The organism is Curtobacterium sp. MCLR17_043 (genome assembly GCF_003224215.1).
Lineage (GTDB): Bacteria > Actinomycetota > Actinomycetes > Actinomycetales > Microbacteriaceae > Curtobacterium > Curtobacterium flaccumfaciens.
Map to the genome: position 1 here is coordinate 74,851 of NZ_QKLH01000008.1, position 21,751 is coordinate 96,601.

Annotated in this window: 20 protein-coding genes and 1 pseudogene; 13 read left to right on the forward strand and 8 right to left on the reverse strand. The window is 70.2% G+C overall.

Annotated elements, in window-relative coordinates; translation table 11 throughout:
• Positions 1–3 precede the first annotated feature (3 nt).
• Positions 4–984, reverse strand: coding sequence for an ABC transporter permease (locus tag DEJ03_RS09555; protein ID WP_110864437.1), 981 nt, complete (start codon positions 982–984; stop codon positions 4–6).
• 255 nt (positions 985–1,239) lie between these two features.
• Between DEJ03_RS09555 and DEJ03_RS09560 the strand changes: the two genes are divergently transcribed.
• The gene (locus DEJ03_RS09560) at positions 1,240–2,958 is read left to right on the forward strand and encodes an ABC transporter family substrate-binding protein (protein WP_110864438.1); all 1,719 of its coding nucleotides are present in this window, start codon (positions 1,240–1,242) and stop codon (positions 2,956–2,958) included.
• Positions 2,959–3,029: 71 nt separating this feature from the next.
• Here DEJ03_RS09560 and DEJ03_RS09565 read toward each other — a convergent pair whose 3' ends face one another.
• From DEJ03_RS09565 to DEJ03_RS09575, 3 genes are all read right to left on the reverse strand, one after another.
• Positions 3,030–3,581 (reverse strand): PH domain-containing protein, encoded by a 552-nt coding sequence (locus DEJ03_RS09565; protein ID WP_181422669.1) that lies wholly within the window; start codon positions 3,579–3,581, stop codon positions 3,030–3,032.
• A 193-nt stretch (positions 3,582–3,774) separates the two neighbouring features.
• Positions 3,775–4,254, reverse strand: coding sequence for a peroxiredoxin (locus DEJ03_RS09570; protein ID WP_110864440.1), 480 nt, complete (start codon positions 4,252–4,254; stop codon positions 3,775–3,777).
• Positions 4,255–4,402: 148 nt separating this feature from the next.
• Entirely contained in the window at positions 4,403–5,152 is a 750-nt protein-coding gene (locus DEJ03_RS09575; protein ID WP_071404166.1) for a CPBP family intramembrane glutamic endopeptidase, read from the reverse strand.
• Positions 5,153–5,273: 121 nt separating this feature from the next.
• On the opposite strand from DEJ03_RS09575, the gene typA reads away from it, so the two are divergent.
• The 7 genes from typA to DEJ03_RS09610 all read left to right on the forward strand — a co-directional run bounded on the left by typA (position 5,274) and on the right by DEJ03_RS09610 (position 13,307).
• On the forward strand, positions 5,274–7,196 hold the full coding sequence (typA, locus tag DEJ03_RS09580; RefSeq protein ID WP_027464562.1) for a translational GTPase TypA: 1,923 nt from the start codon (positions 5,274–5,276) through the stop codon (positions 7,194–7,196).
• A gap of 100 nt (positions 7,197–7,296) precedes the next feature.
• Positions 7,297–8,490, forward strand: a complete 1,194-nt coding sequence (locus tag DEJ03_RS09585) for an amidohydrolase (RefSeq protein ID WP_027464563.1) — start codon at positions 7,297–7,299, stop codon at positions 8,488–8,490.
• 116 nt (positions 8,491–8,606) lie between these two features.
• The gene (locus DEJ03_RS09590; protein ID WP_110864442.1) at positions 8,607–9,155 is read left to right on the forward strand and encodes a hypothetical protein; all 549 of its coding nucleotides are present in this window, start codon (positions 8,607–8,609) and stop codon (positions 9,153–9,155) included.
• 19 nt (positions 9,156–9,174) lie between these two features.
• The gene (locus DEJ03_RS09595; protein WP_110864443.1) at positions 9,175–10,359 is read left to right on the forward strand and encodes a PIG-L family deacetylase; all 1,185 of its coding nucleotides are present in this window, start codon (positions 9,175–9,177) and stop codon (positions 10,357–10,359) included.
• Between the two features lie 35 nt (positions 10,360–10,394).
• Positions 10,395–10,712, forward strand: coding sequence for a ferredoxin (gene fdxA / locus DEJ03_RS09600; RefSeq protein ID WP_017887060.1), 318 nt, complete (start codon positions 10,395–10,397; stop codon positions 10,710–10,712).
• Positions 10,713–10,725: 13 nt separating this feature from the next.
• Positions 10,726–11,844, forward strand: coding sequence for a succinyldiaminopimelate transaminase (dapC, locus tag DEJ03_RS09605; protein WP_110864444.1), 1,119 nt, complete (start codon positions 10,726–10,728; stop codon positions 11,842–11,844).
• A gap of 164 nt (positions 11,845–12,008) precedes the next feature.
• Entirely contained in the window at positions 12,009–13,307 is a 1,299-nt protein-coding gene (locus DEJ03_RS09610) for a citrate synthase (protein WP_110864445.1), read from the forward strand.
• A gap of 442 nt (positions 13,308–13,749) precedes the next feature.
• Here DEJ03_RS09610 and dapD read toward each other — a convergent pair whose 3' ends face one another.
• Complete coding sequence (dapD, locus tag DEJ03_RS09615; protein WP_110864446.1) at positions 13,750–14,715, reverse strand: 2,3,4,5-tetrahydropyridine-2,6-dicarboxylate N-succinyltransferase; 966 nt, start codon at positions 14,713–14,715, stop codon at positions 13,750–13,752.
• Between the two features lie 152 nt (positions 14,716–14,867).
• On the opposite strand from dapD, the gene dapE reads away from it, so the two are divergent.
• The 4 genes from dapE to DEJ03_RS09635 all read left to right on the forward strand — a co-directional run bounded on the left by dapE (position 14,868) and on the right by DEJ03_RS09635 (position 18,331).
• Positions 14,868–15,950 carry a succinyl-diaminopimelate desuccinylase gene (gene dapE / locus DEJ03_RS09620; protein WP_110864447.1) on the forward strand — a complete coding sequence of 361 codons (1,083 nt, stop codon included), beginning with the start codon at positions 14,868–14,870 and terminating at the stop codon, positions 15,948–15,950.
• Entirely contained in the window at positions 15,935–17,179 is a 1,245-nt protein-coding gene (locus DEJ03_RS09625; RefSeq protein ID WP_110864500.1) for a hypothetical protein, read from the forward strand. The genes dapE and DEJ03_RS09625 overlap by 16 nt, the downstream gene beginning before the upstream one ends.
• Positions 17,180–17,326: 147 nt before the next feature.
• On the forward strand, positions 17,327–17,497 hold the full coding sequence (locus tag DEJ03_RS09630; protein ID WP_017887054.1) for a DUF3117 domain-containing protein: 171 nt from the start codon (positions 17,327–17,329) through the stop codon (positions 17,495–17,497).
• 114 nt (positions 17,498–17,611) lie between these two features.
• A complete protein-coding gene (locus DEJ03_RS09635; protein WP_110864448.1) occupies positions 17,612–18,331 on the forward strand; it encodes an AAA family ATPase in 720 nt (239 codons plus the stop codon).
• Positions 18,332–18,358: 27 nt separating this feature from the next.
• Here the strand turns inward: DEJ03_RS09635 and DEJ03_RS09640 are convergent, their stop codons facing one another.
• Positions 18,359–18,991: an O-methyltransferase gene (locus tag DEJ03_RS09640; protein ID WP_017887052.1), complete on the reverse strand. Its 633-nt coding sequence runs from the start codon at positions 18,989–18,991 to the stop codon at positions 18,359–18,361.
• Positions 18,992–19,055: 64 nt separating this feature from the next.
• Between DEJ03_RS09640 and DEJ03_RS09645 the strand changes: the two genes are divergently transcribed.
• Entirely contained in the window at positions 19,056–19,424 is a 369-nt protein-coding gene (locus DEJ03_RS09645) for a twin-arginine translocase TatA/TatE family subunit (RefSeq protein WP_027464570.1), read from the forward strand.
• A 1,091-nt stretch (positions 19,425–20,515) separates the two neighbouring features.
• Here DEJ03_RS09645 and DEJ03_RS18380 read toward each other — a convergent pair.
• Positions 20,516–20,746: pseudogene (locus tag DEJ03_RS18380) on the reverse strand (carbohydrate-binding protein); the annotation flags it as partial.
• Positions 20,747–20,900: 154 nt separating this feature from the next.
• Positions 20,901–21,749, reverse strand: a complete 849-nt coding sequence (locus DEJ03_RS09655) for a bifunctional 2-polyprenyl-6-hydroxyphenol methylase/3-demethylubiquinol 3-O-methyltransferase UbiG (RefSeq protein ID WP_110864449.1) — start codon at positions 21,747–21,749, stop codon at positions 20,901–20,903.
• Positions 21,750–21,751: the final 2 nt, after the last annotated feature.

The following is a 21,751-nucleotide window of genomic DNA, read 5'->3' on the forward strand; positions in this document are numbered from 1 at the left end:
GGGTCACACCCTCACTCGCGGGTCGAGCGCGGCGTACAGCAGGTCCGCGAGGGTCCCTGCGATGAGCACGAGGATCGCCGTGAAGAGGATCGTGCCCGACGCCGCGTTGATGTCGTTGTTGCTGATGCTCTGGACGAAGTACTCGCCCATGCCGTGCCAGCTGAAGACCAGCTCGGTGATGCTCGCGCCGGTCAGGATGAGTCCGAACGAGTACGCGAAGAAGGTCGACATCGGGATGAGGGCGACCCGCACACCGTGGCGCATGATCGCCGAGCCGCGGGTGCGGCCCTTCGACCGTGCGGTCCGGATGAAGTCGTTCGACAGCACGTCGAGCATCGCCGAGCGCTGGTAGCGCGAGTAGGTGGCGACGGCGCCGATGGTCAGCGAGATCGTCGGTAACAACAGGTGCACGAGCCGGTCGCCGAGCACCGGGAAGAACCCGGTCACCCCCGGCGTGTACTCGCCGGTGAACCGGATCACCTGCGTCCCCACGCCCTGGTTGAGCGTGGTCGCGAGGATCATCAGCACGACCGCGATGACGAAGGTCGGGGTGGCGAGCACAGCGAACGACAGGTACGTCGACACCTGGTCGGAGGTGCGGTACTGCCGGACCGCGTTCCAGACGCCGAGGAGCACCCCGAGGATCGCGCCGAGCAGTGTGCCGATCACGAGCAGCCGCAGGCTCGTCCCGGAGCGGGCGATGATGTCGGCCGTCACCTCGGTGCCGCGGGTGCTCATGCCGAGCGAGCCGTGCGTCACCAGCCCGACCCACCAGTCCCAGGTGCGGACGAGGAGCGGGGTGTCCGGATCGGCGCCGAGCTTGCGGAGCGACGCCTGGATGGTGCCCGGCGGCACGGCCGGGTTGCGCCCCAGGAACCGGGCTGCCGGGTTGAGCGTCGTGCTGGCGAGGATGTACCCGAGCGTGGTCGCCACGATCGTCAGGACGATGTAGTTGACGATCCGCTTTGCGATGAAGGCGAGCATGTGGTTCGTGACCTCTGGGTGCGGCCGTCCGACCGGACGGCGTTGTCGGTGGCGACAGGCTAGCCGTTCGAGCGACTGGGTGGGACAACGGAAGTGACGCTATGCAACATTCGTTACGAGCGTGTTTCGATTCATCGCACAGACCCTTGTGCCGCCTTCGGATGTGGCTAGGGTTCTCAACCAACAGGCGCGACGGCGGGGGCCGCCGCGGTCCAGCGCGATCTGCGCGAACCACAACGAAAGGGAATCCTCGCCATGCGAAAGAGGATCAAGGGCATCGCCGTCCTGGCCACCGCTGCGGCAGCTGCCGTCGTGCTGGCAGGCTGCTCCGGCGGCGGAGAAGCGGGCGGCGACAACTCCGCGGTCGCCGAGTCGTCGCTGAAGTCGACCGGCTGGACCGTCGCGGACCGCGCCGACGTCAAGGACGGCGGGTCGATCACCCTGCCGATCGACACCGCTCCGGCGAACTGGCAGCTGCTCAACCTGGACTCGGGGACCGTCGACGACACGACGATCTCGCAGACCTACCTGCCGAGCTTCATCCAGTTCAAGGAGAACGGCGAGTGGGAGGCGAACAAGGACTACGCGACGTCCGTCGAGCTGACCAAGGACTCGCCCCAGACCGTCGAGATCAAGATCAACCCGAAGGCCGTGTGGTCGGACGGCACCCCGATCAGCGCGAAGGACGTCATCGCGAACTGGAAGGCGCTGAACGGCTCCGACAAGGCCTTCGCGCCGCTGTCCACCAACGTGTGGGAGGACGTGGACTCGGTCAAGCAGGGCTCCGACGAGCGTGACGTCATCATGACGTTCTCGAAGACCAACGCGGACTGGGCGAGCGTCTTGACCGCCATCTACCCGTACTGGGCCGTCGACACCCCGGACCACTTCAACAAGGCCTGGGCCAAGGCGCCGTACGCCGCCGACGGCAAGACCTACGTCTCCGGTGGTCCGTACATCCTGAAGTCCTTCGACACCAACGGTGGCGTCGTGACCTTCGAGAAGAACTCCAAGTGGTGGGGTGACGAGGGCAAGCTCGACACGATCGTCTTCAAGACGGTCTCGCGTGACGGCGTCGCCCAGGCGTACGGCAACAAGGAGCTCGACGCGTTCAACCTGAACGGCAGCGCCGACAACCTCAAGACGGCGAACTCGCGCTCCGACTCGAAGATCGAGCGCTCGCTCGGCACCACGCAGCGTCAGATCACGCTGAACGGCACCTCGGACGTCTTCAAGGACCAGGACGTGCGCCAGGCGTTCGCACAGGCCATCAACCGCAAGGTCGTGGCCCAGGCGATCCTGTCGCCGGTGAAGAGCCCGGGCGACGTGCTCAACAACCTCGTCTACCTGCCCGGGCAGCAGGGCTACGAGGACGACGCGTCGAGCGTCTACGGCTACAGCACCGACAAGGCGAAGTCGAAGCTCGAGGACGCCGGCTGGAAGATCGGCTCGGACGGCTACGCGACCAAGGGCGGCAAGGAACTCGACGTCCGCTTCGTGATCCCGTCGGACAACCCGAACTCGGCGAACGTCGCGCAGCTCGTGCAGCAGCAGACCAAGCTCGCCGGCTTCAAGGTGACCATCGACACCGTGCCCACCGACGACTTCTTCACGAAGTACATCACCACGACGACCCGTGACTTCGACGCCACGTACTTCGCGTGGCAGGGCACCCCGTTCCCGATCTCGTCGCTGAAGTCGATCTACTACCCCGCCGACGCCGGCCAGAACTACACCGGCGTGACGGACGACTCGCTCGGTGCCGCGTGGGACAAGGCGAACGGCGAGCTCGACCCGGATGCCCGCATCAAGGACGCGCAGGCCATCGACAAGAAGATCGTCGCGGTCGCCGGCACCATCCCGCTGTTCGCCGAGCCGTACGCCTGGGGTGTGCGCAAGGACCTGGTGAACTACGGTCCGGCGCAGTTCCAGCAGTCCTCGGTCAAGTGGCAGGACGTCGGCTACACGAAGTAGTCGCCGCCCCGTTCACGAACGACACCCCCGACGTCGCACGACGTCGGGGGTGTCGTTCTGCGTCGTGACCGCTAGAACCGTGCCGCCGCCAGCGACGCCGCGACCCCGAGGACGACCATCGCCAGGATCGTCCAGCCGTGGGCGCGGTGCGTGATCGGCGCAGCCGTCACGGTCGACGGGGGCGGGCCGTCCTGCTCGGCCGGGGCGGGCACGTGGGCCAGGATCCGCGCGGCCGCAGCGTCGACGTCCAGGCGATCCGGGCCTCCCGGCCGGTCACCGGTGTGCGCGGCGAGACGCGCCGTCGGGCGGGTCGCGATCCAGACGCGGCGGACGCCCTCGCTGGTGACCACCTCGATGCCGTACTTCGTGCGCACCTCGCTGATGCGGGACCAGGTGTAGGTGCTGGTCCGCCGGACGTCCACGATGCGCAGGTGCTCCGGCGTCAGCTCGATCCGGGGACGCCAGAGCGCAGCCCAGGCGACGAACGCGACGGCGATGCTCGGGATCGGCACGAGCCAGGGGGCGCCGCCGCCGAGCAGCGCCAGTGGGACGAGCACGACGGCCACGACCCAGAGGACGACGGCGAGGGCGCGCAGGCCGGGGGCGACGATGGTGGTGGGCACCGGACGAGGGTACGAGATGCCTCCCCGGAGACGCCCGGGGAGCGGGTGTGACACACCGGCGCGTATCTCCGGACGACCCGATTCCCCGGGGAGGCAGATCCTGGACGGACCCTCGTGCCGTCAATGGTCGTCGCCCCCAGTTGGGGTGTCAATACCCCATCGTGACGCATTCAGGGGAATCCCACGCCGTGGACTACGAAACGAGCAGTTCGATCTGTTCGCGGATCGTCTCGGCCTTCGGAAACAGCAGACCGACCAGGCCGACGTGCCGCCACCGGACCACGCCGTCGGGGCCGATCACGAAGACCGACCGGCGCAGGCCGATGCCCGGTGCCTGCACCCCGTAGGCGCGGATCACCGAGCCCGCGGTGTCGCTGAGCAGCGGGAACGCGAGCGAGGACCCGCGGGCGAACCCCTCGTGCGAGTCGAGTGCCTGCGGGCTGATGCCCCACACCGTCGCGCCGAGGTCGGTGAACTCGTCGAGTTCGGCCTGGTAGCTGCAGAGCTGGGCCGTGCAGACCGCCGTCGCGTCGCCCGGGTAGAAGGCCAGCACCACGGTGCGGCCGATCTCGGCGGACAGGTCGTACTCGTCGTCGGAGCGGACGCCGCCGCGCACGACCATCCCCGGCAGGGTGAACGACGGGGCGGACTCGCCGATCGCGGGGATGCTCATGGGTCTCACGGTAGGGCGGCCCGGCGGTGGTTGCCCCTCGGCGCGCTGTGCGGGGGCTGTGGATGCGCCCGCGACGCGCTGAACGGCCAGCGGTGCGTGCGCGAGCTGCCAGCGGCGCGTGCACGAGCTGCCAGCGGCGCGCCGCGGCCTACGAGAACAACTGCGGGAACGCGTGCGCCACCCAGGGGTACCCGACGAAGACCACCGCGTCGAGCAGCGCGTGCGTGATGACGAGCGGCAGGAGCCGGCCCCACCTCGTGTAGATCCAGCCGAACACGATGCCCATCACCGCGTTGCCGATGAACGCCCCGAACCCCTGGTACAGGTGGTAGCTGCCGCGCAGCAGAGCGGTCGACAGGATCATCTGCCAGCGGCCCCACCCGAGGTCGCCGAGACGGGCGTAGAGGTACCCGATCACGATCACCTCTTCCTGCAGGCCCGAGCGGATCGCGGACAGCAGCAGGACCGGGACCGTCCACCAGTACGAGTTCAGCGCGGCGGGGTCGACCGCGACCGTGATGCCGAGCGCCCGCCCCGCGAAGTACAGCGCGAGCCCCGGGATGCCGATGCACAGGGCGATGAGCGCCGGGCCGCCCAGGTCCGGCTTCGCCCGGAACCGGTCGATCCCGAGCCGGCCCAGGTGCGGTCGCGACGTGCTCCACAGCAGGTAGCAGACGAGCGCGACCGGGGCCAGGTCCACCGCGATGCCGAGGAGCTGCCGGGCGAGGTCGACGTACTGCACCGTCGTCGACGAGGTGTTCAGCGCCGTCGACTGCTCGCCGAGCGGGGTCGTCTGGGACAGGTCGTCGATGATCTGCAGGATCGAGTAGAGGGCGCTGGCACCGAGCGAGAGCAGCAGGACGATGGTGATCTCGACCCACGTTCGCCGACGGCTCATGCGCTGTACTCCTGTCGCTTGCGAACTACCGGTAGACTGGCGTGTCGGGCGTTCTGCCCACGGGTGCGGTGCTGTGAAAACACTGGCCCGACACTCTCCCAGAAATTGAAGGATGTCCTGTATGGCGCTCGCCACCCGGTCCGACCTGCGCAACGTCGCCATCGTGGCACACGTCGACCACGGCAAGACCACCCTCGTCGACGCGATGCTCACGCAGACCAACTCGTTCGACGCCCACTTCGAGGGCGAAGACCGCATGATGGACTCGAACGACCTCGAGCGCGAGAAGGGCATCACGATCCTCGCGAAGAACACGTCGGTGCTCTACAACGGCAAGCACGCGACCGAGTTCGGCGCGGACGGCCCCATCACCATCAACGTGATCGACACGCCCGGTCACGCCGACTTCGGTGGTGAGGTCGAGCGCGGCCTCTCCATGGTCGACGGTGTCGTGCTGCTCGTCGACGCCTCCGAAGGTCCCCTGCCCCAGACCCGCTTCGTGCTGCGCAAGGCGCTCGCCGCGAAGCTCCCGGTGATCCTGCTCGTCAACAAGACGGACCGGCCCGACTCCCGCATCGACGAGGTCGTCTCCGAGTCCCAGGACCTGCTCCTCGGCCTCGCCTCCGACCTGTCGGACGAGGTCGACGACCTCGACCTCGACGCGATCCTCGACGTCCCGGTGGTCTACGCCTCGGGTCGCAACGGCGCCGCGTCGCGCAACAAGCCGAACGACGGCGAGCTGCCCGACAACGACGACCTCGAGCCGCTGTTCGAAGCGATCCTCCAGCACGTCCCGGCCCCGAAGTACGACGACGAGCACCCGCTGCAGGCGCACGTCACGAACCTCGACGCCTCCCCGTTCCTCGGTCGCCTGGCGCTCCTGCGCATCTTCCACGGCACCATGAAGAAGGGCCAGACGGTCGCGTGGGTCAAGCACGACGGCACCGTCGTCAACGCCCGCATCACCGAGCTCCTCATCACGAAGGCGCTCGACCGCTACCCGGCCGAGTCGGCGGGCCCCGGTGACATCGTCGCCGTCGCCGGCTTCGACACGATCACCATCGGCGAGACCCTGACCGACCCCGAGGACGTCCGCCCGCTGCCGACCATCACGGTCGACGACCCGGCGATCTCGATGACGATCGGCACGAACACCAGCCCGCTCGTCGGCAAGGTCAAGGGCCACAAGCTGACCGCCCGCATGGTCAAGGAGCGCCTCGACCGCGAGCTCGTCGGCAACGTCTCGCTCAAGGTCCTCGACATCGGCCGCCCCGACGCGTGGGAGGTCCAGGGCCGTGGTGAGCTCGCACTCGCCATCCTGGTCGAGCAGATGCGTCGCGAGGGCTTCGAGCTCACCGTCGGCAAGCCGCAGGTGGTCACGAAGCGTGACGAGAACGGCAAGCTGCAGGAGCCGTACGAGCACATGACGATCGACACGCCGGAGGAGTACCTCGGCGCGATCACGCAGCTCATGGCCGCTCGCAAGGGCCGCATGGAGAACATGACGAACCACGGCACGGGCTGGGTTCGCATGGAGTTCATCGTCCCGTCGCGCGGTCTGATCGGCTTCCGCACGTCGTTCCTCACCGAGACCCGCGGCACCGGCATCGCCAACGCGATCTTCCACGGCTACGACGAGTGGGCCGGCGCGATCCAGACCCGCATCAACGGCTCGATCGTCTCCGACCGCTCCGGTGTGGTGACGCCGTTCGCCATCACGAACCTCCAGGAGCGGATGTCGTTCTTCGTCAACCCGACCGAAGAGGTCTACGAGGGCATGGTCATCGGCGAGAACTCGCGCGCCGACGACATGGACGTGAACATCACCAAGGAGAAGAAGCTCACCAACATGCGGTCGGCCAACGCCGACACGTTCGAGTCGATGACGCCGTCGCGTCAGCTCTCGTTGGAGGAGTGCCTCGAGTTCGCCCGTGAGGACGAGTGCGTCGAGGTCACCCCCGCCGCCGTGCGCATCCGCAAGGTCGAGCTGGACGCGTCGGCTCGCCAGCGCTCCTACGCGCGTCTCAAGCGCCAGGACGCGTAAGCACCAGCACGAGCAACACCCGCGGAGGCCCGTCCTCCGTCCGACGGCCCGGTCACCTGCAACAGGTGGCCGGGCCGTTCGCGGTTGTACCGTGGTCAGCGTGACTCTCGACCTGCTCTCGATCTACCAGGACCTGCACGCCCACCCGGAGCTCGGCTTCCAGGAGCACCGCACCGCCGGTGTCATCACTGCGAAGCTCGCCGAGATCGGCGGGATCGAGGTGACGACGGGCGTCGGCGGCACCGGCGTCGTCGGTGTCGTGTCGAACGGCGAGGGACCGGTGGTCTGGCTCCGCGCCGACATGGACGGCCTGCCCGTGCAGGAACGCACCGGCCTGTCCTACGCCAGCGAGCACGTCGGCACCGACGACGAGGGCCGCGAGGTCCCGACCATGCACGCCTGCGGCCACGACATCCACGTCACGTGGCTGCTCGGCACGCTGGAGCGCCTGGTCGCCACCACGGGGGACTGGCGCGGCACGGTCGTCGCCGTCTTCCAGCCTGCTGAAGAGGTCATCTCCGGCGCCCGCGCGATGGTCGAGGACGGCCTGGTCGAGCGGTTCCCGAAGCCGGACGTCGTGCTCGGGCAGCACTCCGCACCCGCACCGGTCGGCATCGTCGCGGTCGGCACCGGCCCCGTGATGGCGTCGAGCGACCGGCTGACGGTGACCTTCAACGGCCGTGGGGCGCACGGTTCTGCGCCGCAGGCCTCGCTCGACCCGGTCGTCACCGCGGCCTCGGCCGTCGTGCGGCTGCAGACGGTCGTCGCCCGCGAGGTCTCGCCGAGCGACGCGGGGGTCGTCACCGTCGGCAGCTTCCACGCCGGCACGCGGGCGAACATCATCCCCGACGAGGCCGTGATCGAGATCTCGACCCGGGCCCGCAACGAGGAGACCCGCCAGCGCATCATCGCCTCGATCGAGCGCATCGTCCGGGCCGAGAGCACGGCAGGAGGCCTGTCCGAGCCGACGATCGTGCGCGCGCCGGGCGCCGAGGTCACCGTGAACGACGCCGAGGCCGCCGCCACCGTGCTCGAGGCCATCCGCGCCGAGGTGCCGGGAGCCCGCGACCTGGAGATCGGGCTCGCCATGGCGTCGGAGGACGTCGGCCAGCTCGCCACCGCCGCCGGAGCGCCGCTCGTGTACTGGTTCACGGGCATCACCGACCCGGAGCGCTTCCGCCGCGGCGAGGAGATCCCGAGCAACCACTCGCCGTTCTACGCGCCGCAGGCCGAGACCGCGATCCCGGTCGGCGTCGACGCCCTGGTCGCGGCGACGCGCGCCTACGTCGCCTGACACCTTCTTCGGGAAGGAGGCCCGGGGCGGCCCGCCGCGCACGTGACCGCCCCGGGGACGGCACGTTCACAGCCAACTCGCGCCGGGCCTCCCGGCTCGTCCGTTACGGTCGCGCCATGCGTTCCCTCCGTACCCCGCTGATCGCCGCCGTCGCTGCCGGCATCGCCCTGGCCGGACTCACCGGCTGCTCGACCCAGGCCGTGCAGCAGGCCACCGACCTCGGGTCCTCCGTCGCGTCGAACGTCGCCGACGGGATCGCGGGCATCGACGGCAAGGCGATCCAGGACGGCATGTCCTCGGTCGCCGGTGGCATCGACGGCGCGCTCGACACGGCGCTCAAGGGTGCCGATGTCACCTCCGACGGGAAGGTGCCGGACGGGTTCCCGTCGGCCGACGTCCCGCTCGTCGACGGCACCGTGCTCGGCGGGGGAGCCGGCCCGAACGGCTCGGGGTGGGTCGCGCAGGTCCGGGCGGCCTCGGTCGACGACTTCCAGGCCGCCGTGCAGCAGCTCACCGACGCCGGGTACACCGAGTCGGCCAAGCGTGCGGACTCGTCGAGCGCGTTCGGCATGTTCCGGAGCGACGCCTACCGCGTCGTCCTGACCTTCTCGGAGACCAAGGACAGCGGCGGCGTCACGGCGACCTACATCGTCACGCCCCGCTAGTCCCGTACCCTTGGGGACGATGTCGAAGGCCCCTGCCACGCGCCCTGAGCGCGTCCTGATCGTGCACGCCCATCCCGACGACGAGACGCTCTCGTCGGGCGGGACCATCGCGACCCTGCTCGAGCGCGGCGCCGAGGTGACCGTGCTCACCGCGACCCGGGGCGAGCGCGGTGAGATGCTCACGGAGCAGCTGGCCCCGCTGGCTGGCGACCCCGCGCGGGTGGCACGGCACCGGGAGACCGAGATCGCCGCGGCCCTCGCCGCCCTCGGTGGTCCGCAGCACCTGTGGCTCGGCGGGCGCGGTGCCCGGCCGACCGACCTGCCGGAGCGTCGCTACGTCGACTCGGGCATGCAGTGGGGCCCGGACGGGCGGGCCACCGCCGCGGACGACGCCCCGGCCGACTCGCTCACCGCAGCGGACCTGGGCGAGGTGGTGGACGACGTCCGTGCCGCCATCCGCTCCACCGGTGCCGACGCCGTGATCAGCTACGCCGACGACGGCGGCTACGGGCACCCCGACCACGTGCGGATGCACCACGCGGCGCAGTACGCGGCCCGTGCCGAAGAGGTCCCCTTCTCGATGATCGTCGACCCCGGCAGCGGCCAGGCCGACCTCACGGTCGACGTCCTGCCGGTCCGCGCCAAGGTGCGCGCGGCCGTCGAGCAGTACCGCTCCCAGGTCGACGTCGACCCCGTGGATCCCGCCGACCCGAGCGCTCTGTCGTGGGTGATGCCGCACGGCGTCCGGCAGCACGCCCCGGCGGTCGAGGCGTTCCGGCACGACGCGGCCCCGCAGCTGGCGGCCCCGCAGACCTACGCCGAGATGTCCGGCCAGGGCAAGGCCGCGGCGGTCGTCGTCTCGCTGCTGCTCGGGCTGCTCGCGGGCGGGCTCGGGACGGTCACGCACCAGCAGACGCTCGGCGCGTTCCCGGTCGGACTCGTCGTCACCACCCTCATCGTGCTCGGCCTGACCGTGGGCGTGCGGCTCGTCTACCGCTCGCGGGCGATGGTCGCCGCGATCGGCATCGGGATCCTCGTCGCGACGCAGGTGCTCGTGTCGGTCGGCGGGGAGAGCTCGCCGCTCGTCCTCGCCAACGCGGCCGGGTACGTCTGGACCTTCGCCCCCGCGGTCATCGCCGCCCTGGTCCTCGCGTGGCCGGACCTGTCGGGGCTGCGGTCCCGGACGGCCCCGGGCCGCGAGTAGACTCGAACCCGCTCGTCGAAGGGAGCACCCGAACCGTGACCTACGTGATCGCCCAGCCCTGTGTCGACGTCAAGGACCGCGCCTGCATCGACGAATGCCCGGTCGACTGCATCTACGAGGGTGACCGCTCGCTCTACATCCACCCCGACGAGTGCGTCGACTGCGGTGCGTGTGAGCCGGTCTGCCCCGTCGAGGCCATCTACTACGAGGACGACCTGCCCGACCAGTGGGCCGACTACTACAAGGCCAACGTCGAGTTCTTCGACGAGGTCGGGTCGCCCGGCGGCGCTGCGAAGGTCGGCGTGATCCACAAGGACCACCCCGTCGTCGCGGCCGAGCCCGTCCGCGGCTGACCGGACCCCCCTCGTGGCGCTCGACCTCCCCGACTTCCCCTGGGACCAGCTCGTCCCGTTCAAGCAGCGCGCCGCGGCGTACGAGGGCGGCATCGTCGACCTCAGCGTCGGATCGCCCGTCGACCCCACGCCCGAGGTCGTCCGCACCGCCCTGGCCACCGCGACCGACGCGCACGCCTACCCGCAGGTCGCCGGTACCCCGGCGCTGCGGCAGGCCATCGCGGACTGGTACGGCCGTCGGCACGGCGTCGCCCTGACCGAGGCGAACGCGCTGCCGACGATCGGCTCGAAGGAGTTCATCGCGGGTCTGGCGCTCTGGCTCGGCATCGGCCCCGGTGACACCGTGGTGTTCCCGGCAGCCGCGTACCCGACGTACGAGCTCGGCGCCGCACTGGTCCGCGCCGATGCCCTGGCCTCGGACGACCCGGCAGCGTGGCCGTCGACCACGAAGCTGGTGTGGCTGAACTCCCCGGGCAACCCGGACGGCCGCGTGCTGACGATCGACGAGCTCCGTGCCGCCGTGGTGCGCGCCCGCGAGCTCGGAGCCGTCATCGTCGGCGACGAGTGCTACGCCGAGCTCGGGTGGGAGCCGGAGTACGCCACCACGCCGACGCCCACGATCCTCGACCCCCGGGTCGTCGGCGACTCGCTCGACGGCGTGCTGAGCGTGTACTCGCTGTCGAAGCAGTCGAACCTCGCCGGCTACCGTGCGGCCTTCGTCGCCGGTGACGCCGCGATCCTGGCCGACGTCCTGGCCGTCCGGAAGCACGCCGGGCTCATGCCGCCGCTGCCTGTGCAGCAGGCCATGGTCGTCGCGCTCCAGGACGAGACCCACGTGCAGCAGCAGAAGGCCCGCTACCGCGCGCGACGGAACATGCTCCGGCGAGCACTCGAGGATGCCGGGTTCCGGATCGACCACAGCGAGGCCGGGCTCTACCTCTGGGCCACCCGGGGCGAACCCGCACTCGACACCGTGGCCTGGCTCGCCGACCGCGGGATCCTCGTCGCACCGGGCACGTTCTACGGTGCGGCAGGGGGCGAGCACGTCCGCGTGGCCCTGACCGCGACCGACGAACGCATCGCCGCAGCGTCGCAGCGACTGGCGAGCAGCCGTCGCCTCGGCACCGCGTAGCACGGACACGAGTCGTTCCGGTGGTGCCCGCAATCCGTGGGAACCACCAAATCGTCACCTGGGATGTGTGCACGACCGACAGGTGCCGCGATTAGGCTGTCCTCGTGACTGACACTGCCAATGACGCTCAGAAGACGGCCACACCGCCCACCACGCCCGTCCCCGTGAGTCCCGCCGCCGAACAGCAGGGCGCGACCGCGACGCTGACGTTCCCGGGTGGCACGGCGGAGTTCCCGATCCTGCAGAGCGTCGACGGCGCGTCCGCGATCGACATCTCGACCTTCAAGAAGCAGACCGGGATGAACACGCTCGACTACGGGTTCGTGAACACCGGTGCGACGAAGAGCGCGATCACCTACATCGACGGCGACCAGGGGATCCTGCGCTACCGCGGGTACCCGATCGACCAGATCGCCGGGAACTGCACGTTCCTCGAGGTCGCGTGGCTCCTGATCTACGGCGAGCTGCCGACCGCCACCGAGCTCGAGCAGTTCGACGCCCGCATCCGTCGGCACACCCTGCTGCACGAAGACCTCCGCCGCCTGTTCGACGCCCTGCCGCACTCGGCGCACCCGATGTCCGTGCTCTCGAGCGCCGTCAGCGCCCTGTCCACCTACTACGAGGACGACATGGACGTGGACGACCCCGAGAAGGTCGAGCTGCAGACCGTCCGGCTCCTCGCCAAGCTCCCGGTCATCGCGGCGTACGCCCACAAGAAGGCCATCGGGCAGGCGTTCCTGTACCCGGACAACTCGCTGTCGTTCGTCGACAACTTCCTGCGGCTGAACTTCGGCACCATGGCCGAGACCTACAAGCCCAACCCGGTGCTCTCGAAGGCGCTCGAGCGGCTCCTCATCCTGCACGAGGACCACGAGCAGAACGCCTCGACCTCGACGGTGCGCATGGTCGGCTCGACGAAGGCGAACATGTTCGCCTCGATCTCGGCCGGCATCAACGCTCTGTACGGCCCGCTGCACGGCGGTGCGAACGAGGCCGTGCTCGAGATGCTCCAGCAGATCAAGGACTCGGGCGAGCCCGTCACGCGCTTCGTCGAGCGGGTGAAGAACAAGGAGCAGGGTGTCAAGCTCATGGGCTTCGGGCACCGCGTCTACAAGAACTACGACCCGCGCGCGAAGCTCGTCAAGGAGTCCGCGCACGAGGTCCTCGAGTCCCTCGGCGTGCAGGACGACCTGCTCGACATCGCGATGGAACTCGAGCAGATCGCGCTCGAGGACGAGTACTTCGTCAGCCGCAAGCTCTACCCGAACGTCGACTTCTACACCGGCATCATCTACAAGGCGATGGGCTTCCCGCCGCGGATGTTCACCGTCCTGTTCGCCATCGGTCGCCTGCCGGGCTGGATCGCCCAGTGGCGCGAGCTGAACAACGACCCGCTCAACAAGATCGGTCGCCCTCAGCAGCTCTACGTGGGTGCGCCCGAGCGCGACGTCCCCGAGCGCTGATCGACTCCGAGCGCCCCGCCCCCCGCCCCACGGTCCCGTGGCGCGGGGCGCTCGTGCGTGTGCGCCGCGTGCCGTCGTCCGGCGGGACGCGCCGGTCGCCTCCGCCGAGTGGTCGCGAACTGTCGTTCGGAGGGTGTCGAACCGACGGTTCGTGCGCCCTCGGCGCGCGCGGACGGTGTGTCGTGACCGCTCGCGGGGCGGGGCGGGCTCTGGACGCGACGACCTGGAGGCCCGGTGCCGGTCTCGTGGACCGACACCGGGCCTCCCGTGCGTGCGTGCAGGGCGCGGGGCGGCGGGACGCGCCGCTCGCTTCCGCCGAGTGGTCGCGAACTGTCGTCCGGCGGGTGTCGAACCGACGGTTCGTTCGCCCTCGGCGCCCGCGGACGGTGTGTCGTGACCGCTCGCGGGGCGGGCCTCCGGGCGCGCGGGCCGGGGCGGGGCGCTACGCGTGCAGCGCGGTGTTCAGCTGGATGCCCTCGCCCTTGCGCTGCAGTGCCTCGACGGCGCCGCTGATGCTGTTGCGGCGGAAGAGGATGTTCGGGGTGCCGGAGAGCTCGGCGGCCTTGACGGTCTTCGGGGTGCCGTCGGGGTTCGGGGCTGCGCCGACCAGCACCACCTTCGTGCCGGCCGTGACGTAGAGACCGGCCTCGATGACGGAGTCGTCACCGAGCGAGATGCCGAGGCCCGCGTTCGCGCCGAGCAGCGCGCGTTCGCCGAGCGAGACACGGTGGGTGCCGCCGCCGGACAGCGTGCCCATGATCGAGGCGCCGCCGCCGATGTCGGTGCCGTTGCCGACGACGACGCCCTGCGAGACGCGGCCCTCGATCATGGCGTCACCGAGGGTGCCGGCGTTGAAGTTGACGAAGCCCTCGTGCATGACGGTGGTGCCCGGCGCCAGGTGTGCGCCGAGGCGGACGCGGTTGGCGTCGCCGATGCGGACGCGGTCCGGCACGACGTAGTCGAGCAGGCGCGGGAACTTGTCGATGGCGTGCACGGCGATGCCGGCGCGCTGCAGGGACGGGCGCAGGCGCGTCAGGGACTCGGGGTGCACCGGGCCGGCGTTCGTCCACGCGACGATCGGCAGGTGGCCGAAGACGCCGTCGAGGGAGACCTCGTTCGGGCGGACGTGCAGGTGGCTCAGCAGGTGCAGGCGGAGGTACGCGTCCGGGGTGCTCGTCGGAGCGGCGTCGATCGTGATCTCGGTGGTGACGGCCTCGATCCGGACCTCGCGGCGGGGGTCGTCACCGACGTGCGCCTGCAGCTCGGCGGGGAACACGGCGCCGGCGGGCAGCGCCCCGAGGTGCGTCTCCGGGTACCAGGTGTCGAGCGTCGTGCCGTCGGCGGCGATCGTCGCGAGGCCGTGGCCCCAGGCGTGGGTCGGGCGGTCGGTGGCAGTCGTGTCGGTCACGGCTCCAGGGTACCGAGCGGCCGTCGGCGGGCACCGTCCGTCCGGACTGCCCGGGCGGTGCGGTTCCCGACCGTCCGGACTGCCGGGGCGGTGGGGTTCCCGACCGTCCGGACTGCCGGGGTGGTGCGAGGGGCGGCCGGTAGGCTGCCCGCATGCCGGAGCACCTCGACCTCACCGCCTCGTCCATCGACATCACCCGTGCCATCTGCGACATCGAGTCGGTGTCCGGGAACGAGCAGGCCCTCGCCGACGCGATCGAGGCCGTGCTCGCACCGCTGCCGCACCTCGAGGTGATCCGCGACGGCGACGCGATCGTGGCGCGGACGAACCTGGGCCGCGACCGCCGCGTCGTCATCGCCGGTCACATCGACACGGTGCCGCTCAACGACAACCTGCCGACCGAGTTCCGGACCGCCGAGGACGGCACCGAGATCCTCTGGGGCCGCGGCACCGTCGACATGAAGGCCGGCTGCGCGGTGCAGCTCAAGCTCGCGTACGACCTGGTCGCCCCCTCGGTCGACGTCACCTGGGTCTGGTACGACCACGAGGAGGTCAGCGACGCCCTGAACGGCCTCGGCCGCCTGGCCCGGACACGACCCGAACTCCTCACCGCCGACTTCGCGATCCTGGGCGAGCCGTCCGGGGCGCAGATCGAGGGCGGGTGCAACGGCAACCTCCGCGCCGAGATCCGCACGTTCGGCAAGCGTTCGCACAGCGCCCGGAGCTGGATCGGCGACAACGCGATCCACAAGACCGCCCCGATCCTGGCCACCCTGGCCGCCTACGAGCCCCGCGCCGTCACGGTCGACGGGCTCGAGTACCGCGAAGGCCTGAACGCGGTCGGCATCAGCGGCGGCATCGCGGGCAACATCATCCCCGACGAGGCGATGGTGCACGTGAACTACCGGTTCGCACCCTCGCGCTCGGCCGACGAAGCCGTCGCCCACATCCGCGAGCTGTTCGACGGGTACGAGGTCACGATCGTCGACCTCGCCGCCGGTGCCCGCCCCGGACTCGATGCCCCACTCGCGCAGGACTTCGTCGCGGCCGTCGGCGGACCGGAGCCCCGTCCGAAGTACGGCTGGACCGACGTCGCACGCTTCTCGGCGCTCGGGGTCCCCGCGGTCAACTACGGCCCCGGCGAGCCGGTCTTCGCCCACCACGACGACGAGCAGGTCCCGGTCGCGCAGATCACCGCGGTCGAGGCCGGGCTGCGTCGGTGGCTGACGGCCTGACAACGGCGGGGGCCACCCGGAGGACCCCTGCTCGGAACCGCTGGCGGGCCCGGTACCGGGTCGTCCCGTGGTGGGTGCGCATCACGGTCGTCTACGTGCTGGCGCGGCTCGTCACGGGCGCCATGATGATCGCGTTCGCCCGCGTGCAGGCGGCGAACTCGTTCACCGTGCAGAGCCCGGGCTACCTGTCGTTCGCGTCGGTCTGGGACGGTGCCTGGTACCGCGTGATCGCCACGGGCGGGTACCCGTCGACGCTGCCGGTCGATGCCGCCGGGCACGTGACCGAGAACGCGTGGGCGTTCATGCCCGCCTACCCGTTCCTGGTGCGCGCGCTCACGCTGCTCACCGGAGCGTCGTTCGAGTTCGTCGCGGTCTCGGTGTCGTTGCTCGCCGGACTCGGGGCCGCGCTGGTGTTCCGCAGGCTCATGGGACGGTTCCTCGATCCCGTACGGGCGACGTTCGCCACGGTGCTGTTCTGCGTCGCCCCGGTGTCGGCGATGTTCCAGGTGGCCTACGCGGAGTCGATGGGTCTGTTCCTGCTGCTCGTCGCGCTGCTGCTCATGGTGGATCGACGGTGGTGGGCGATGCTGCCCGTCGTGCTCCTGCTCGGCATGACCCGACCGACGGGGCTCGCCTTCGCGTTCCTGGTGGTCCTCTTCGTGGCCGCTTGGGCGATCCGCCCGGCGTGGGTGCGCTCGTCGGAGCCGCTGACCCTCCGCCGGCTCGTCCCACCCGCGGTGGTCGCCACGGTGTCGGGTCTGGTCGGTCTGGCATGGCCGGCGATCGCGTGGGCGGTGACCGGGGCGCCGAAGGCCTACACGGACACCGAGCTCGCCTGGCGGTCGTCGTACATCGGGTGGAAGGAACTCGTGCCGTTCGCGCCGTGGGTGCAGGGGTTCGGGTGGTGGTTCGGGCAGCCGGCCGGCACGGTGCTGCTCGTCGTCGTGCTCGTCGGGTTCGCCGCGTTCGTGTGCATGCCGGCCGCACGCCGGATCGGCATCGAGCTCCGACTCTGGGGCGTGGCGTACCTGGTGTACCTGCTCGCGGTGTTCTTCCCGCAGTCGAGCACCTGGCGCATCCTCGTGCCGATCGCACCGCTGCTCGGCATCGTGGCGCTGCCGCGGTCGCGGGTGTACCGCGTGGCCGTCGTCGTCGCGTTCGTCGGGCTGCAGTGGGTCTGGCTGTACTACACGTGGTGGATCGACGGCTACGACTGGACCCCGCCGTGATCGATGCGGGGCGCCGGAGGCCCGTGGAACCGCGTTCTGCGGAGCATCCGGACGGGGCATCCGACACCCCCAACCTGGGCGGTTTCGCAGTTGCCCCCTCCATACGGGATAATGGGGCTGCATTTACTGCACGAAAGGGGACATCTGATGGCAGCCATGAAGCCGAGGACCGGTGACGGGCCGATGGAGGCTGTTAAGGAGGGTCGACTCATCATCGTGCGGGTTCCGCTCGAAGGTGGAGGCCGCCTGGTCGTCTCGGTCAACGATGCCGAGGCCAAGGAACTCCACGACGCACTCGCTGAGGTCGTCTCGGCCTAGTACGTCGAAGCACCAGAACGGAAGGCCCGGAGCGTGTACGCTCCGGGCCTTCCGTCTGTCCGCCGGTAGGGGGCTCCCACACGCGGTGTCGGTCGGCTCCGGCAGGATGGGGCCGTGCCGAGGACGAGACTGCCGATCCGCCGCGTCGAGGAGTACGCGCCCGACCCGATGCCGCGCAGCGTCTGGCCGGCCACGCTCGCGCCCGTTCGGCAGCTGCTCGACGACGGGCTCGACCTCGCTCCGGTGACGGTGCTGGTCGGCGAGAACGGTGCCGGCAAGTCCACCCTGGTCGAGGCAATGGCGCTCGCCTTCGGGATGGGGCCCGAGGGTGGTTCGACGAAGTCCGGGCACAGCACCCGCCCGAGCGAATCGCAGCTCTGGGAACACATCGCCCTGCACCGGGAGCCCGGAGCGGTGCGGTCCGGCTTCTTCCTGCGCGCGGAGACCATGCACGGGGTCTTCACCTACCTCGAACAGCACCCCGGGGGAGCCGAGCCCCTGTTCCACGAGCGGAGCCACGGTGAGTCGTTCCTCGACTTCGTGATCCACCGGTCGCAGTGGCCCGGGCTCTGGATCCTCGACGAGCCGGAGTCCGCGCTGTCGTTCTCGGGGTGCCTGGCGCTCATCGGGCTCCTGCAGTCCATCGTCGAGACGGGTGTCGGCCAGGTCGTGCTCTCGACCCACTCACCTGTGCTCGCCGCGTTCCCCGGGGCCGAGATCCACGAGGTCGGCGAGTGGGGCCTGCGGCGCACCGAGTGGCGCGACCTCGACCTGGTGCGGAACGAGCGTGCGTTCCTCGAGTCGCCCGAGCGGTACCTGCGGCACCTGGACTGACCTGCGCGAGCGCCGGCGGGTCGAGCGCTAGTTGGTGACCTTCGTCAACTGCAGCAGCCCGTCACCGGCGGGCGACAGCGCGCTGCGCACCGCACCCGAGGTCGACACCTCGGTCAGGAGCAGCCGGAAGTCCGTGGTGGCGCGGTCGCGCTTCACCGGGTCGGCCACGCGTCCGCGCCACAGGGCGTGCGGCACCAGGACGGTGCCACCCAGGCGGGCGAGCCGCAGACCGTGCTCGACGTACTCGATGACGTGCTCGGGGTCGGCGTCGACGAGCACGACGTCGTACGAGGCCTCGTTCATGCGGGGGAGCACCTGGTTCGCTCGACCGGGGATGAGCCGGATCCGTGCGGGGGCGGTGCCGGCGCTGATGTAGGCGTCGCGGGCGAACTGCTGGTGGTCGACCTCGACGTCGATCGTGGTCAGGGTCGCGTTCGGGGCGCCGGCGAGCAGGTACAGGCCGGAGACCCCGAGGCCGGTGCCGATCTCGATGATGCTCGTGGCTCGCGAGGCTGCGGCGATGACCCCGATCTGCGCACCGATCGCGGGCGAGATCGCTTCGACCCCGAGTTCCAGGGAGTGCTCACGAGCACGGGCGATCGCCTCGGTCTCCGAGACGATGTCCTCGGCGAACTTCCAGTTCGACTCTTTCTCTGACACGCACACTCCGTTCGGGAGACAACTCTAGAGGTGCAACGCAGCAGCACGCGTTAGGCTCGCTCGCGTGGACATCCCGCTCGACAAGATCCTGATCATCGGGGTCATCGGCGTCCTCTTGCTCGGGCCGCAGCGCCTGCCGATGTACGCCCAGAAGCTGGCCGAGTTCGTCAAGGCCGTCCGTCGGTTCGCCGACACCGCGAAGGAGCGGATGCGCGACGAGATGGGCCCCGAGTTCGACGACATCGAGTGGCAGAAACTCGACCCGCGCCAGTACGACCCGCGCCGCATCATCCGCGACGCCCTGCTCGACTCCGGCACGAGTGCCGCAGCCGTCCAGACCGCGCAGGTGACGGCCTCCAAGGTGCGCGCGACGGCTCCCGTCGTGCCCCTGGCCGCCGGTGAACCGGCACCCTTCGACGCCGAGGCGACCTGACGCCCGTCACGTCCCCACCTGACGGACTGGAGGCCCGCCAGGAAGCGGTCGGTCCAGGCGAGGGCCGTGGTGCCGGCCACCGAGCTGCAGGTGGGTGACGCGGTGCTCTGCGCCGTCGGGCAGGGGGTGTCGCGGTCGAGCGACCAGGTGTGCACGCCCGCGAGCCCGTGGGACTTGGCGTACGCGGCGACGGTGTCGGCATCCGCGAGGGTGAAGACCTCGTCAGAGGTGTCGTTGACGCCGATCATCGGGGTGACCTCGATCTTCGACGAGGCGATCCCGTAGGTGTGCTGCAGGTTCGTGACCGCCTGGATCGTGGACTGCCCCATCTGACACGTCGACCCGACGATCACGCAGTTGGCCGTGGTCGCGCGTCCGAAGTCCATCGTCATGAGGTTGATCGTGTAGTTCGTGAGCGCCGAGGCCTTGATCGCCTTGACGGTGGCGTCGCCGGTGCTGTTCAGTCCACCGAACGAGCCGTCGGACGCCGCCAGCGTGGCGAGCGTGAACGAGAAGCGCAGGCCGGGGTACTTCGCCTGCGCCAGGGCCGCTGCGCTCACCAGGTTCTGCACGTCCGCGGCCGATTGCCCGCTCTCGATGTCGAAGTCGACGCCGATCATGTGCGGCGAAGCGTAGCGGGCGATGAAGGACTGCAGCGCGGTGCCGGAACACTTGAACGAGCCTGCGGCGCCACCGGTGCTGACGATGTAGTTCACGCCGGCAGCGTCGAGCTTCGCGATGTTGGCGCTCGCGAACGCGTCGGCGGCCACCCCGCCCCAGTTCTCGCTGCCGCAGGTACCGGTGGCGAAGGCGAGCGTGATGGCCTTGAGGCCGGGCTCCCGCGTCGACACGAGGCTGTTGCTCGACCCGACGACCGGGATCCGCGTGCCGGTGACCGCGGTGTTCATGACGTTCGTGTTCCAGTCGAGGTTCACGGTGATGTCCTTGTACGGGCTGAAGACCAGACCGCTCGCGGTGCCGGTGCTGCCGTTGCCGGGCGTGGTGGTCCCACCGCCGCCAGGGGTGGTGGTCCCGCCGCCGGTGCCGCCACCGGTGCAGGTGCCGGACGACGTCCACGGCTGGCCGCTGCCGGTCGCACCGGAGTGGGTCGCCGGTTCGTCGCCCTGGGTCCACCAGTTCGCGGTGTAGTTCGAACCGTTCTCGCTGACGGTGGCTCCGCCGTTGTAGGCGGTGCCGGCGCTCCAGGCGGTCGCGCAGGTCGTCGCGGCGAGGGCTGGCGCCGCTGTGAGCGAGCCCCCTGCGACGATGACGGCGGCGATGGTGGCCACGAGGCCCGATCGCACGCGGGTGTTCTGGTTCACACGGTTCTCCTGTCCTCGGTCGGACGTCGTCGTCCGGCGGGTGGAGCCCTCACGTCACATTCCGCAAGGGCATTGTGTAATGCCCTTGCATAATGCGCCGGGGTAGAACGCCCTGTCCATGAACGAACGCACAGGATGCGCCGAACGGACCAGGTCAGTCGCGGGTGGCGACGATCGTGAAGGTCGTGGGGATCCGGTCGCGGTCGTGTTCCGGCCAGGCCCACGAGCCGGTGTCGGTCTCGACCATGCGGGAGCTGAAGCGCCACGGCAGGGTCCGGCCCTCGTCGAGCTGTCGGAGCCGCAGTCCGGCCCCGAGCAGGGCGTTCACGATCTCGGACAGCGGGTGCGGCCACTCGAAGGTGCGCGTGTTCGCCACCGTGCCGTCGCCGGCGTAGGTGCCGGCGTCGTCCCACTGCTGCGCGGTGCCGTCCGGGAAGTACCGGTACCGGGTGACGAGCTCGTCGGCGTCCTCGTCGAGGGCGTACAGCGCCGGGTGTCCGTCGCGGATGAAGAACACCCCGCCGGGGCGGAGCAGGCCGGCGACCTGCGCAGCCCAGCGGTCGAGGTCGGGGAGCCAGCAGATCGTGCCGATGCTCGTGTACACGACGTCGAAGTCACCGGTGACGGCGGCCCGGGCATCGAGGACGTCGGTCTCGACCCAGGTGACGTCGAGCCCGAGGCGCGATGCGAGTCCGGCGGCCGAGGCGAGGGCGGCGGGGGAGAAGTCGACACCGGTCAGTCGGGCACCCTCGCGGGCGAGCGACACCGTGTCGGTGCCGATGTGGCACTGCAGGTGACAGACGTCGAGGCCCGTGAGCGAGCCGTTCGGCAACCAGGGTGTCAGGGCCGGCAGGTCCTCACGGACGACGTCGGAACGGTGGCCGGGGTCGGCGAGGGCGTCGATCGCGTAGGCACCCTCGTGGATCGGCACCCGGTCGTCCCAGTTCGCGCGGTTCGTGGCGCGTGCGTGGTCCCAGTCGACATCGACGTGATCGGTGCTCATGC

Coding starts and splice junctions, on each gene's coding strand:
- DEJ03_RS09555 (WP_110864437.1), bottom strand. CDS start 984: ATGCTCGCCTTCATCGCAAAGCGGATCGTCAACTACATCGTCCTGACG.
- DEJ03_RS09560 (WP_110864438.1), top strand. CDS start 1,240: ATGCGAAAGAGGATCAAGGGCATCGCCGTCCTGGCCACCGCTGCGGCA.
- DEJ03_RS09570 (WP_110864440.1), bottom strand. CDS start 4,254: ATGAGCATCCCCGCGATCGGCGAGTCCGCCCCGTCGTTCACCCTGCCG.
- DEJ03_RS09575 (WP_071404166.1), bottom strand. CDS start 5,152: ATGAGCCGTCGGCGAACGTGGGTCGAGATCACCATCGTCCTGCTGCTC.
- typA (WP_027464562.1), top strand. CDS start 5,274: ATGGCGCTCGCCACCCGGTCCGACCTGCGCAACGTCGCCATCGTGGCA.
- DEJ03_RS09590 (WP_110864442.1), top strand. CDS start 8,607: ATGCGTTCCCTCCGTACCCCGCTGATCGCCGCCGTCGCTGCCGGCATC.
- DEJ03_RS09595 (WP_110864443.1), top strand. CDS start 9,175: ATGTCGAAGGCCCCTGCCACGCGCCCTGAGCGCGTCCTGATCGTGCAC.
- dapE (WP_110864447.1), top strand. CDS start 14,868: ATGCCGGAGCACCTCGACCTCACCGCCTCGTCCATCGACATCACCCGT.
- DEJ03_RS09630 (WP_017887054.1), top strand. CDS start 17,327: ATGGCAGCCATGAAGCCGAGGACCGGTGACGGGCCGATGGAGGCTGTT.
- DEJ03_RS09655 (WP_110864449.1), bottom strand. CDS start 21,749: ATGAGCACCGATCACGTCGATGTCGACTGGGACCACGCACGCGCCACG.